The sequence below is a fragment of the Streptosporangium sp. OZ121 genome (assembly GCF_051918885.1).
Lineage (GTDB): Bacteria > Actinomycetota > Actinomycetes > Streptosporangiales > Streptosporangiaceae > Streptosporangium.
In genome coordinates this window covers 45,394-60,070 of sequence record NZ_JBPXMC010000009.1, presented here as the reverse complement: position 1 = coordinate 60,070, position 14,677 = coordinate 45,394, and the positions used below count along the sequence as shown (strand labels likewise).

General features: G+C 70.9%; 3 protein-coding genes. All 3 read left to right on the top strand.

Annotated elements, in window-relative coordinates:
- Position 1: 1 nt before the first annotated feature.
- The 3 genes from ACTOQ1_RS18425 to ACTOQ1_RS18415 are packed head-to-tail and all read left to right on the top strand — an operon-like array spanning position 2 to position 14,666.
- Positions 2–4,681 (top strand): SDR family NAD(P)-dependent oxidoreductase, encoded by a 4,680-nt coding sequence (locus ACTOQ1_RS18425; protein ID WP_440068654.1) that lies wholly within the window; start codon positions 2–4, stop codon positions 4,679–4,681.
- Between the two features lie 2 nt (positions 4,682–4,683).
- On the top strand, positions 4,684–11,430 hold the full coding sequence (locus ACTOQ1_RS18420) for an amino acid adenylation domain-containing protein (RefSeq protein ID WP_440068652.1): 6,747 nt from the start codon (positions 4,684–4,686) through the stop codon (positions 11,428–11,430).
- 29 nt (positions 11,431–11,459) lie between these two features.
- Entirely contained in the window at positions 11,460–14,666 is a 3,207-nt protein-coding gene (locus ACTOQ1_RS18415; RefSeq protein ID WP_440068650.1) for a non-ribosomal peptide synthetase, read from the top strand.
- The last annotated feature ends 11 nt before the right edge of the window (positions 14,667–14,677 follow it).

Here is a 14,677-nt window from a genome sequence, read left to right as displayed (position 1 = left end):
CATGGACAATGTGAAGGCATTCATCCTCTCGCAGGTCGCCAACAAGCAGCTGGGCAGGGAGGACGCCAAGAAGTTGCTGCTGGAGCTCTCGGGCGCCCACGCGCACCAGGAGATAGCCGTCATCGGTCTCGCCGGACGGTTCGCCGCCGCCACGAGCGTCGACCGGTTGTGGGAGTTCCTCAGCGTGGGGCACCGGTGCATCCGGGACTTCCCGCAGGCACGCAAGTCCGAGATGCTCGACATGCTGCGGAACCCCTATTACACGGAACTCATCCTCGGGGCCCCGATAGCCGAGTCCGACATCGACCGGATGCACGCCCCCAGCGGATACCTGGACCGGATCGACCATTTCGACGCCCGCTTCTTCGGCATCCCCCCGATCGAAGCCGACTACATGGACCCCAACCAGCGGATCGCGCTGGAGGTGGCCCAGGAGGCGCTGGAGAACGCCGGATACGGAGGCGACAGCGTCAGGGGCACCCGGACCGGTGTCTTCCTGGGCAGGGACCAGACGAACCACTCGTACTACCGCATGCTCTCGGAGAACCACCCGATGCAGCTGTCGGGTTCCTGGGAGGGCCTGGTGGCCAGCCGGATCTCCTACCAGCTCGACCTCAAGGGCCCCTCACTGATGACGGACACCGCGTGCTCGGCGGGCGCGGTCTGCATCCACCAGGCGATCCAGTCGCTCCTGCTGGGCGAGTGCGACATGGCGCTGGCCGGCGGCATCAACATCTCGCAGGGCGGAGAGGTCAAGACCGAGTACCTGGCGAGCATGTCGCTGGGCAGCGTCGAGTCCCGCGACGACACCGTGCGCACCTTCGACGCCGGCGCCAACGGAACGCTGTGGGGCGAGGGCGCGGGCATCGTGGTGCTCAAGCCGCTCCGGCGCGCCCTGGCCGACCGCGACCACATCCGGGCCGTCATCAAGGCGTCGGCCGTCAACAACGACGGCACCTCCACCAGCATCACCGCGCCCGACGCGCTGATGCAGGAGAAGGTGATCCTCGACGCGTGGGCCAAGGCGGACGTCGCGCCGGAGACGATCTCGTACGTGGAGGCGCACGGCACCGGCACGGTGCTCGGCGACCCGATCGAGATCAAGGGCCTGACCAACGCGTTCCGCAGGCACACCTCACGGAAGCAGTTCTGCGGGATCGGCTCGCTCAAGACGACGATGGGGCACCTGGTGGCGGCGTCCGGCGCGGCGTCGATCGCGAAGGTGGTGAAGTCCCTGGAGACCGCGACGCTGGCTCCGACGGCCAACTTCAACGTGCCCAACCCCTACATCGACTTCACCGGCAGCCCGCTCTACGTCAACGACCGCCTGACGCCCTGGGAGACCGGGGGCGAGCCCCGGCGCGCCGGGATCAGCTCGTTCGGCTTCATCCGGACCAACTGCCACATGGTCCTGGAGGAGGCGCCGCGCTACACGAGCGAGCCCGCGCGCCAGAGCCACTACTGCCTCACCCTCAGCGCCAAGTCCGAGGCCGCCCTGCGCGAACTCCTCGACGCGTACGGGGCGATGCTGGCGGAGGAGTGCCCGTGGTCGCTCGCCGACATCTGCTACACCTCCTCCGTCGGGCGCGGCCACTACGAGCACCGCGTGCTGATCGTCGCCTCCGGCAAGGAGCAGCTCGCCGAGGCCCTCGACCGGCTCCGGCACCGAGGCCTGAGCACCGACACGCAGCGGGGGATCTTCTACGGGGTGCACGCGGTCGTCAGCGACAAGAAGAGCTCTCCGGAGCCCGGCGACCTCACGGCCCGGGCGGTCCGGCGCCTGTCGGACGAGGCGAACGCGATGCTCGGCGAGTACCGCGCCCACGGTGACCCGGCGGTCCTCGCCGAGATCGCCACCGCCTACGTCCGGGGAGCCGGCGTCGAATTCGGCCGGTACTACGCGGACGAGGCCCGTCGGCGGGTGCCGCTGCCGACGTACCCGTTCGAGCGGACCCGCCACTGGGCCAAGCCGATGAGGACGCGCGTCCGTGGCTTCGGCAGGGGCCCGGAGCACCCGCTGCTCGGCACCGAGCTCACCCGCACGGAGGACTCGGTCGTCTTCGAGAACACGCTGTCCGCGCAGACCCACTGGGTGCTCGCGGACCACAGGATCGGCCACCGCCCGGTGGTTCCCGGAACGACCTATCTGGAGATGGCCCGGGCGGCCTTCGCCGCCGTGGCGAGCACCGGGAGCACGCGGTTCGAGAACGTCTTCTTCCTCACCCCGCTCGCGGTGGAGGACGGCACGGGGGCCACGGTGCGCACCCTGCTCGACCGGACCGGGGACGGCTACGCGTTCCGGGTGACGAGCCGGCGCGGCGACGAGTGGATCACGCACGTCGAGGGCCGGGTGGGTCCCTTCGACGGGCCCGCTCCGGAGGCCTCGCCCGACACGGAGGCCGTGAAGCGCGCCGCGACCGAGGTCATCGACCCGTACCCGACCGAGACCGACACCGGGGTCTTCCAGTTCGGCCCGCGCTGGGACTCGGTGCGCGGTCTGTGGCGGAACGAGGCCGACGGGCGGGCGCTGGCGCTGCTGGCGCTGCCGCGGGGAACGGACGACGAGACCGCGGTCTACGGCCTGCACCCCGCCAAACTGGACAACGCGGTGAACCTCATCTCGCAGAACAGCGGGCAGACGTTCCTGCCCTACATGTACAAGCGGTTCGTCCTCCACCGGCCCATGCCCGAGACGTTCCACTCGCTGATCCGCACCGTGCGCGACGACAGCCGCGACGGCGAGACGATCACCTATGACGTGGACCTCGTCGGCCCGGACGGGCGGACGTTCGCCCAGATCACCGACTACACCGTCAAGAAGGTCGACTGGGAGCGTTTCAGTCTGGACGGTCCCCGGCGCTTCCTCGAGGTCGCCTGGGTCCCCGCCCCCGCCGTGGAGAGGACGGCCGGCACCGGCGCGGTGTGGGCGGTGATCGCATCGGACACCGAGGCGGGGCGGAGCCTGGTCGACGAGGTGGAGGCCCAGGGCCACCGCGCCGTCGCGTGCTACCTGGCCGGTACCACCGAGGCCGGCGGGAACGTCTTCGCACCCGACGATGACGGCGTGCGGCTCCTGTGCGAGCGCCTCCGGGAGGAGGGGATCCAGGGCGTCCTGTTCGCCACCGACTACACGGCGGACAAGGGCGTGTCCCACGAGGAGCGTCGCGCCTCGGGCGTGGACGCCCTGTTCGCCCTCTACCGCGGCCTGGTGGCCCACCGGGTCAAGCCGGCACTCGGCCTGAAGGTGCTCGGCAGGGACACCTGGGAGGTCGGCGTCGGCGCCCCCGGAGCCGACCCGTACGCCGCCGCCACCGCCGCGCTCGCGGTGGTGATCGGACAGGAGCACCTCGCGGTGGACGTGGTCGACGCGGGGTCGGACACGGAACTCGGTCTCGCGGTCCGCGAGATCCTCGGCGCCGGGGGCACGCTGCCGCGCGCCCTGCGCGGATCGCGGACGTACGTGCGGGAGATGCGCCAGGCCGAGACGAACGAGGTGCCGGACGCCGGCCTGTACCGGGGCGGGACCTTCCTGATCACCGGTGGGGCCGGCGGCCTCGGCCTCGGCGTCGCCGGGGAGATGGCGCGGCAGGGCGCCGCCCGGATCCTCCTCCTCGGCCGGCGGCCCCTGGACGAGGCCACCGCGGGTCGCGTCCGGGAGCTGGCCGTGGCCGAGTACGTGCTCTGCGACGTCTCCCGGGCCGCCGAGGTGCGTGACCTGGACGCGCGGCTCCGCGCCGAGGGCGTCACCTTCGACGGAATCGTCCACGCCGCCGGCGTCGCCGGCGACGGCTTCCTCGCCACCAAGGAGGGCTCCGTCTTCCACGGCGTGCTCGCCCCCAAGGTGGACGGCGGTGTCGCGCTCCTCGACCTGACGAGGAATCACCCCGGCGCCTTCCTGGTGTTCTTCTCGTCGATCACCGCACTCACCGGAGGGCGGGGCCAGGGCGACTACTGCGCCGCCAACGCCTTCATGGACTCCCTCGCGGCCCGGGCACGGGCCGAGGGGATCCGCGCGCTCTCCGTCAACTGGCCCTCGTGGTCCGAGGTCGGCATGGCCGTCGCCTACGGCCTGGGCACGCACGACGCGCCCTTCGTGGCCGTGTCGGTCGAGGACGGGCTGTCGTGGCTCGCCCACTTCATCGCCCATCCGACGGCCACGAGCGTCATCCCGTCCGAGGCGAACCCCCCGGTGCTGAAGGACCATCTCGGGGAGCTGCCCTTCCGGCTCCGGCCGGAGCTGGAGGCGGCGCTGGACGACGCCGCCGTGGCGGCGGAGACCCGGGGCCGCGGCGGTGCGGACGCCCGCCTCACGGGCCTGTCGGACCCCACGCCGACCGAGCTGCGCGTCGGCGGCATCTACGGGGCGGTCCTCGGCCTGGGCGAGGTCGACGCGCACAGCAGCTTCCAGGACCTGGGCGGCAACTCGCTGATGACCGCGCAACTGCTGTCGCTGGTCGACGAGGCGTTCCCGGGGAGGGTCGACATCGCGGACCTGTTCTCCTACGCCACGGTCGCCGACCTCGCCGGCTACATCGACGAACAGGCGCCCTCCACGGGCGGCGAAGGGGAGCCGGCGGCCGTCGCGGAGACGGACGCGTCACTCATGCAGGTCCTGGACGAGATCGGTGACGCGGAGCTGACCAGCCTCTTCGCCGAGGCCGACGACAGCGGGGGGAACTGAGGATGCCGACACCACCGGACGCCAGGAAAGAACTGCTGAAGTACCTGCTCATGCAGGTCAAGGAAGAGAGGCTGGACGTCGGCCGGGCCAAGGAGTTCATCAGGGCGATCGGGGACCCGCAGCGCACCGGGGACGAGCCCGTCGCCGTCGTGGGACTGGCCTGCCGGTTTCCCGGGGCGCCCGACAAGGAGCGCTTCTGGGCCAACCTGCTCGAAGGCCGGGAGCACATCGGCGACTTCCCGAAGGCGCGTGAGGAGGACCTGCGGCGGGTCGACACCACGTCCCGGCTTCGCAAAGGCGGCTACCTCGACCGGATCGACCTCTTCGACCCGGAGTACTTCGGCATCCCGCCGCAGGTCGCGAAACAGGTCGATCCCTACCACCGGAACCTGATGGAGGTCCTGGTGGAGACGATGGAGGACGCCGGGTACGCCAGGAGCGAGCTGTACGGGGCGAACGTCGGCATCTTCGTCGGCAACGACCACACGCACCGGATGAGCACCTCGTACCTCCAGTTCCTCTCGAAGCTCGACTTCTCGGCCTTCACCGGATCGTGGTCCGGCATCCTCGCCAGCCGTCTCGCGTACCACCTCAACCTGCGCGGGCCGGCCACCGTCGTCGACACCGGCTGCTCGTCCGGTCTGGTAGCGCTGGACGCGGCCGTGAAGGCCCTGCGGCAGGGCGACTGCGAGACGGCCTTCGTGGGCGCCGTCAACCTCCTGCTCGCACCGACGAGCATCGGGGACGGGGCCGAGTCCGACGACTGCAGGGTGCGGGCGTTCGACGGTGCCGCGAACGGCACGGTGTGGAGCGAAGGCGTGGCGGGGGTCTACGTCAAGCCCCTCTCGCGCGCGATCGCGGACCGGGACCACGTCTACGGCGTGATCCTCGGCAGCGCCGTCAACAACGACGGCCGCAGCAACGGCCTGACCGCGCCGAGCGCCCGGGCCCAGAAGGAACTGCTCGTCAGCGCGTGGAAGCGGGCCGGCATCCCACCGGAGTCGCTGTCGTACATCGAGGCGCACGGGACAGGGACGTCACTGGGCGACCCCATCGAGATCAAGGGGCTCACCAGCGCGTTCGCCGAGTTCACGACGAGGAGGCAGTTCTGCGGTCTGGGTTCGGTGAAGACCAACATCGGGCACACGGTCGGCGCCGCCGGCCTGGCGTCGTTGATCAAGGTCCTCCTCTGCCTCGACCGCGGGGTCATCCCCCGGTCGCTCCACTTCGACGTCCCGAACGATCTTCTGAACCTCGCGGAGTCGCCGGTCTACGTCCAGGACCGCACGAGCGCCTGGGAGGCGGAGACGCCGCGCCGGGCGGGTGTGAGCAGCTTCAGCCTGAGCGGGACGAACTGCCACGTCGTGCTGGAGGAGCCGCCCGGCGCGGAGGCGCGTCCGGAGGCCGCGGGCGTGTGCCTCTACCCGGTCTCCGCGCGGAGCGAGGAACTCCTGGCCGAGACCGTGGCGCGCCAGCTCGCCCACCTGGACCGGCACCCGGAGTACCGCCTCGACGACGTCTGCTTCACCATGCAGGCGGGCCGCGAGCACCAGCCCGTGCGGGCGGTCGTCCTGTGCGACAGCCGCGCCGCTCTCCGCGACGGGCTGACGCGGTTGCTGGGTCCGGGTGAGGAGGACGAGGGGCCGCTCACGGACGACCGGCTCCTCGTCCTGCGGGCGGAGGACCGGGCCGCCGCGCCCGGAGCCACGCTCCCGAAGCCGTTCCGGCACCTGGAGGACGTGGTCACCGGCTACTTCGAGGCCCGGCCGCGGCCGTTCTCAGGCCTGTACCGGGACGCGGACGTGCGCCGGGTGTCACTACCGCCCCAGCTCTTCCAGCACGTGCGGCTGTGGGACGAGGACGCGCGCCCCGCGGCGCGGGGCGCCTCGGACGCGGCCCCGGACGGGCCGAGCCGGAGCCTCCTGTCGGATCCGTCGCGCCTGCACGGTGAGGAGGACGCCACCCCGGCCCGCAAGGTGATCGCGTGGGTCTGGTCCGACGTCCTGGGATACCCCGTGGTCCGCGGCACGGACGACTTCTTCCTGCTGGGCGGGGACTCCATCTCGTCCCTGAAGATCACGCAGACTCTCAACGCCGAGTTCGGCCTGGACATCCCCGCCGCCACGCTGCTGGTGGACCGGGTGTTCGACGATTTCGCGGACACGGTCGTCCGGGAGCACGGGCTCACCGACGAGCACGTCCGGTCCCTCCTGGGTGGGCCGGACCGAGGAACGGAGCCCCGCCCGGACGAGGAGGACGGCGCCGAGGAGTACGAGCTGCCGCTCAACACCGCCCAGCGGAGTGTGTTCTTCGCGAGCCGGCGCGACGAGGACTCGGTGGCCTACAACGAGGGCGGCCTGGTCGTCCGGCGGGACACGATCGACGTGGCCGGTCTGGAGGCCGGACTGCGCGTGCTCGTCGCGCGGCACGACAGCCTCCGTTCGACCTTCCACGTGGTCGACGGAGAGCCGTTCCAGCGTGTCCACGCGAGTGTCCCGGTGTCGGTCGAGCGCCGGCGGCTCGGTGCCCTCGCCCCGGGGGAGAGCGTCGAGAGCCGGGCCCGCGAGGAGATGAGGGACTTCGTCCGTCCGTTCCGTCTCGACGCCGCGCCCCTGTTCCGCGCCGCGTGCTTCGAGTTCGACGACGGCGTGACGTGTCTGGCGATCGACATGCACCACATCGTCACCGACGGCGCGTCCATGGGCGTCCTGTTCCGCGAGCTCGCCGCCGTCACGGAGGGGGCGGAGCTGCGGCCGCTGCCGAAGAGCTACCGCTCGGCATTGCGTGAGCTGCTCGGACGGCAGAACCGGAACGACCTGCGGCGGCAACGGGACCACTGGGTCGCCACGTTCTCCGACGAGGTGCCCGTGCTCCGGCTTCCCACGGACCTGCGCCGGACCGCCACCCTCTCCGGCAAGGGGGCGAAGCTGTTCACCACCCTGGACGGGCGGCTGCTCGACGCCGCCAAGCGCTGGGCCGGTGAGCACGACATCACCCCGTACATGCTGTTCCTGGGGTTGTTCCAGCAGGTTCTGTCCCGGCTGAGCGGACAACGCGACGTGGTGATCGGCGCCCCGGTCATGGGCCGGCCGGACCTGAGCTACCAGCACCTCATAGGCATGTTCGTCAACACGCTGCCGCTGCGCGTCTCGGCGGATCCCGAGACCGGTGTCGGCGGTTTCTTCCGCGGGCTGAAGTCGACCGTGCTCGACGCGTTCGAACATCAGGACTACCCGCTGGAATTCCTGATCGAGGACATCGCCCCGCCGCGCGAACCCGGGCGGCGACCGCTGTTCGACGTCTGCTTCGTCCACCAGAACGCCGACATGGGCATGGAGGGCGAGAGGCTCGTCCAGTACGACGACGGCAGCGCCAAGTACGACCTCACGCTGAGTACCCGCGAGGCCGACGACGGGCTCGTGATGATGTGGGAGTACTCCACCGGGCTGTTCCGGCAGGAGACGATCGAGCTGTGGGCGGAGCGCTACGAGCAGCTGCTCCGTTCCCTCCTCGCGGCGAAGGACGGCGACCCGGTCGGCGAGCTCGGGATGGTCCCCCCTCGGGAGGCCGAGCTGATGCGGCGCGTCGGCTCGGGTCCGGCCGGGCCGCCGGAGAGCAGGGACATCGTCCGGCTCTTCGAGCGGCAGGCCACGACCGGCCCGGACAGGACGGCGCTGATCAGCGGCGAGACCCGCCTGTCGTACGGCGAGCTCAACGTCCGCGCGAACCGTGTCGCGCACGGCCTGATCCGGCAGGGGGTCGCGGCGGGTTCCCCCGTCGCGCTGCTGACGGACCGCTCCTTCGACATGATCGCCGCGATCATCGGTGTCCTGAAGGCGCGGTGCCACTACGTCCCGCTCAACACCGGGTTCCCCGTCGAGCGCCTTCGGCTGATCGTGGAGGACTCCGGGGCCGGCGTCCTGCTCGCGTCCGCCGCGCGGATGCCGGACGCGGAGCCACTCGCCTCCGACCGGCTGCGGGTCCTGGAGCTCCAGGCGTGCGCGGGCGCGACGGAGGAGACGGCCGATCCTGGCCTTCCCGGGGGTGAGGACGACCCGATCTACATCATGTACACGTCCGGCACCACCGGTGTCCCGAAGGGGGCGCTGATCCGGCAGCGGGGCGTGCTCCGGGTGGCCCACCGGGCCGCCTTCGCCGACGCCGACCGCGGCGACACCTTCCTCCTGCTGTCGGACTACTCGTTCGACGGCTCCGTCTACGACATGTACGCGGCGCTGACCAACGGCGCCTCGCTCGTGGTCACGGACCAGGAGTCCGTCCTGGACGTGGAGCGGCTCGGGGCCACGATCGAGCGCCACGGGGTGACCCGGTTCTTCATCACCATGTCGATGTTCAACACGCTGATCGACTTCGCCCCTCACACGCTCACCGGTGTCCGCAGGGTCGTCTTCGGGGGCGAGGCCGCCTCCCCCGCGCACGTACGGAAGGCGTTCGACCTGCTGGGCCCCGGCCGCGTCGCCAACGGCTACGGCCCGACGGAGACCACGGTCTTCGCCGCCGTGCACGTCTTCGACGAGCTGGACGACGACGACGCGATCCCCATCGGCCGGGCCATCACGGACACCTCGCTGCGGGTGCTCGACGAGCGGATGCGTCCGGTGCCGATCGGCGCGGTCGGCGAGCTGTACATCGGCGGCTCCGGCCTGGCGGACGGCTACCTGAACCGGCCGGACCTGACCGGGGAACGGTTCGTCACCTCGCCGGCCTTCCCCGGCGAGAGGCTCTACCGGACCGGCGACCTCGCCGCGTTCAAGAGCAACGGCCTGCTCTACTACCACGGCCGCGTCGACCAGCAGGTCAAGTTGCGGGGCTACCGCATCGAGCTGGAGGAGATCGTCGCCGTCGCGCTGGCGGAGCCGTACGTGGGGTGGGCGCACGCCGCCGTCCGCGAGTCGGGCACCGGCGGCAGGAGCCTGTGCCTGTGGGTGCGCTACGCCGACGACGCAGAGAAGGACGGCTCGCGACTCCGATCGGCGCTGCGGCGCCGGCTGCCCGACTACATGGTCCCGTCGTTCATCGTCGCGACGAACGAGGTGCCCCTGAACAAGAACGGCAAGGTCGACGCCGCGGCACTGCCCGAACCGGACGTCTCACCCCGCGCCTCGACGGCCCGCCCGACCGGCGAGCTCCAGCACCGGATCGCGGCGGCGTGGTCACACGTGATCGGCCTCCCGGTGGAGGACATCGACGCGAACTTCTTCGAGCTGGGCGGTGACTCCATCAAGGCCATGCAGATCGTGGCCAAGCTCAAGGAGCACGGCATCGCCATCCGGGCCATGGACCTGCTGGAGCACCAGACGGTCCGCGTGCTGGCGGAGAAGGCGTCGGACGCCGCACTCGACCGGCCCGGCGGGCGGGGCCACGACCAGGAGCCGCTGCGGGGACCGGTCACGGCCGGCCCGGTCCAGCACGACTTCCTCGCCGTCCCCGTCAACCGGGCGCACCTGTTCAACCAGAGCCTGCTGATCACGCTCGACGAACCGCACCCGCTCGACCGGCTGGTGCGCGTCACGCGGCGGCTGGTGCGATACCACGACATGCTCCGCGTGGAAATCGACGACCGGGGCGGGCTGAACATCCGGGACGTCGACGCGGAGCCGTCGATCCATGCGGAAGCGGCGCCGGAGGGCCTGTCCGAGGCGGACGTCCCCGCGTACCTCACGGCGCTGCAGGCCCGGGTGGACGCCCGGGGCGGGCCGGTCGTCGCCCTCGCCACCGGCCTGGGGGAGGACGGGCGGCAGGTCGCCCTCGCCGTCCACCACCTGGCCGTGGACGTGGTCTCGTGGGGGATCCTGATCGAGGACCTGATCACCTGCCTGGCCGCCCCGGACGCCGGCCTCCCGCCGAAGACCATGTCCTTCCCCGCGTGGACGGCCGAGCTGAAGCGGTACACGGAGGAGGGCGGCTTCCGCCCGCAGCTCCCCTACTGGACGGAGCTGGCCCAGGACGCCGAGGAGGCCGGCCGGCTGTTCGAGGAGGGGGACCTCGCGCTCGGCGAGAGCGTCGCGGAAACGCTGCGGATGGAGGACGCGGACGGCGTCTCCCTTTTCGACGCCGCGCGCCGCGGTCACGGGGCGGGGCCGGCCGAGGTTCTGGTCGCCGTGCTGGCCCGCGCCGTGACCGCGGTGACCGGCCGGGACCGCGTCCTGGTCACCATGGAGGGTCACGGCCGCGAGCCCCTCGCGCGCGACCACGACCTGAGCCGCACGGTGGGCTGGTTCACCAGCACCTTCCCGCACCTGGTCCGGGTGGCGGACGACGTGGCGGACACCGTCACGTCCGTGCGGCACTCCTTCGACCGGCTGCCCGGCAAGGGCGTCGGATTCGGCGCTCTCCTGCGGTTCGACCCGGCCCTGGGCCGGCGGCGCGACCTGCTCGAAGGCGTGCGCCCGCAGATCAGCTTCAACTACCTGGGCAACCAGGACGGCGGCGGCGACGCCGGCGTCACCCATCTCCCGCGGGACATCACGACCGACGCGGCGTACCGGTCACCGTGTGTCCTCGACATCACGGTGCACCGAACGGGCGGCGACGTGGTCTTCGAGGTGCGCTATCCGAGGAGTTGGCAGGAGAGCGGGACCGGTCCCGCCATCACCGCGGCGATCGGGGCGTCGTTCCACGAGGTCCGCACGGCACTGACGGCCGACGGCCGACGGGTCGTCCACGCCCCGTCGATCGACCGGGCCGTCGTCGACGACATCCTGGCCGACCTCGTCGGCGAGATCTAGGCACCGAGAACCCGAACGGAATCCCTTTCATGGTTGACAGAGACAACATCGAATCGATAACCGGCCTGGCCGCGATGCAGAAGGGAATGTTGTTCAACTACGCGGTCGACGGGAGATCGGACGCCTACGTCGAGCAGTTCGACTTCACCGGCACCGGTGAGATGGACGCCGAGCACATGCGGGAGGCGCTCGCCGCCCTGTCGCGCCACTACGGCGTCCTGCGGTCCGTTTTTTCCTTCCGGAACACGAACGAGCCCTACCAGGTCGTGCTCAAGGAGTGGGCTCCGCCGTTCGACGTCCTGGACCACACCGCGGCCCCCGACGCGGGGGAGGCGGTCGCCGCGTTCAAGGCGGCCGACCGTGCCCGGGGCTTCGACCTGGGCAAGGACGCGCTCCTGCGGGCGACGCTGATCCGTACGGACGAGAAACGGTGGCACTTCGTCCTCACCTTCCACCACATCATCCTGGACGGGTGGTCCCTCGGACCGCTGTTCGGGACCCTGTTCGCCTACTACGACGAACTCGTGCGGACCGGAATGGTCCACCAGCGCCACGAGGAGCACTCCTACGGCGACTACATCGCGTGGTACGAGCGGCAGCACGGCGAGGAGGCGCGCCGGTACTGGGCGGACGAGCTCGACGGCTACGAACGGCCGGCCGGGCTGCCCACGACGCGCGGCACCGGCGGATACCGCGGCGCCACCCACCGGTTCACCTTCCCGAGCGAGCTGTACGCGAGGCTGAAGCGGTTCGCGCAGGAGAACCGGGTGACGCAGAGCGCGGTGTTCCAGGCGGCCTGGGGCGTCGTCCTGCAGAAGTTCAACTACACCGACGACGTCGTGTTCGGCAACGTGGTGTCGGGCCGGGACGTCGACGTGGACGGCGTCGAGGGCATGGTCGGCCTCCTCGTGAACACCCAGCCCGTCCGGGTGACGACGCGGGAGGACACCGGCTTCGCCGACCTGTGCCGGAGCGTGCAGGACGCGTACCGCAGGGCCATCCCGTACCAGTACTACCCGCTCTACGAGGTCCAGGGCGGCACGCCGCTCAGGAACGACCTGCTGAACCACGTGATCGCCTTCGAGAACTACCCGCTGTCGGACCAGCTCCAGAACTTCGGCAACGACGGCGAGGATCTCCGCTTCGAGGGCGTCGAGGTCGTCGAACGGACCGACTACGACTTCCACGTCGTGGTCAACCCGCTCACGGACCTCGAGGTGGCGTTCACGTACAACGCGAACCTGTACCCGCCGGCCCTGATGGAGACGCTGGAAGCCTCCCTGATCCGCGTCCTCACCGTGGCCGTCGACGATCCGGCGATCCCGGTCCGGTGGATCGGGATCCACGACCCCGGGCCGAACCGCGGTCCGGCCGACGCCGTGTCGTCGCTCTCCGCCACGCCGTCCCTCGTCGACGGCTTCGACGCGGTCGTGCGGACCCACGGCGACAGGACCGCCGTCGTGTGGGGCGACGAGGAGTACTCCTACCGGGAGATCGACCGCTGGTCCGACGCCGTGGCCTGGAGGCTGAAGGACCGCGACGTCGGCCCCGGCGCGGGTGTCGGCGTGCTGGCGGACCGTCGCCCGGAGCTGATCGTGGCGATGCTCGGCGTGCTGAAGAGCGGGAACCACTACGTTCCCGTCGACACCAAGGACGCGGCCCCGAGGATCGCCCAGGTCCTCGCCGACGCGGACGTGCGCCACCTCTGCACGGTGGCGGAGTTCGCCGGCAAGGTGCCGGGGGCGGTCGAGACCGTGCCCGTCGACAGGCCCGCGATCAGCGTGCCGGAGTTCTCCCGGCTGAGGGGCACGGGCGACGACGTCGCCTACCTGATGTACACCTCCGGATCCACCGGCCGGCCCAAGGGCTGTCACATCACGCACCGGAACGTCCAGCGGCTCTTCGCCGGCCAGACGTACTTCGACTTCGGCGACGACCAGGTCATCCTCACGACCAGTTCCCCCGCCTTCGACGCCTGCACCTTCGAGATCTGGGGCGCTCTGCTGTTCGGCGGGAAGCTGGTCCTGCCCGACGAGGTCGACATCCTCGACGGCGGCCGGCTCCGCGCCCTGATCGAGCGGCACCGGACGCGTGGCCTCTGGCTGACCACGCCCCTGTTCCAGCAGCTGTGCGAGCACGACCCGGAGATCTTCCGCTCGCTCGACCATCTCCTCGTCGGGGGCAGCGTGCTGTCGAAGCAGCACACGGCCAAGGTGATGGAGGCCTGCCCCGGCGTGCGGATCACCAACTTCTACGGACCCACCGAGAACACCGTGTTCTCCACGGCCCACCTCATCGGCGCCGAGGACCTGGACAGGGACCGGATCCCCATCGGGCGGGTCCTGAACCACACGACGGCCCACGTCCTCGACAACAGCCTCAACCCCCTGCCGCCGTGGGCGACCGGCGAGCTGTGCCTCGGCGGGGGAGGCGTCTCGCCCGGGTACCACAACCGGCCGGAGCTGAACCGCGAGAAGTTCGTCACGGTCCCCGCCCTGCCCGGCGAGCGCCTCTACCGCACGGGCGACCTGGTCCGGCAGTCGCCCGACGGGACCCTGGACTACGTCGGGCGCACCGACGACCAGGTCAAGATCAACGGTTTCCGGGTCGAGCTGGGCGAGGTCGAGTCCGTCCTGGCGTCGGTCGACCGCGTCACCGACGCCGTCGTGATCGCGGTCGAGGAGAACGGGGTCAAGAGCCTCCGCGGGTACTACCTCCCGGACGGCGAGCTGTCCCCGGAAACCGTCAGGAAAGCCCTCACCGCCAAGATGGCCGGGTACATGGTGCCCGCGGTGCTGGTACCGGTCGAGAGGTTCCCGCTCAACAAGAGCGGAAAGGTCGACCGTCAGCGGCTGGAGACGTACCGCTTGCCGTCCCCCGCCGCCGGCCGTGCGGCGGCCCGCCGTCCCTCGTCGGAAACGGAGCGGCTGCTGCTCGACGTCGTGACGGACGTCCTGCCCGGCGTCGACGTCGACGTCGACGGGAACTTCTTCGACATCGGGCTGAACTCGCTGAACCTGGTGACCATCAGCAACCGGCTGCGCAAGAGCCTGGGGCGCGAGGTGCCTTTGCCCCTGTTCTTCGAGCACACGTCCGTCTCCGCGCTGGCGACCCATCTCGACGCCGTGGGCGCCGACGGGGAAGCCGCGTCCGACGACTTCTCCGCCGAAGACCAAGAAGAGGAACAGGCCGCCCTCAGGGCCGGCCGGCTGCTGATGCAACTCGGCGACGAGTGAGAAGGGGGTCA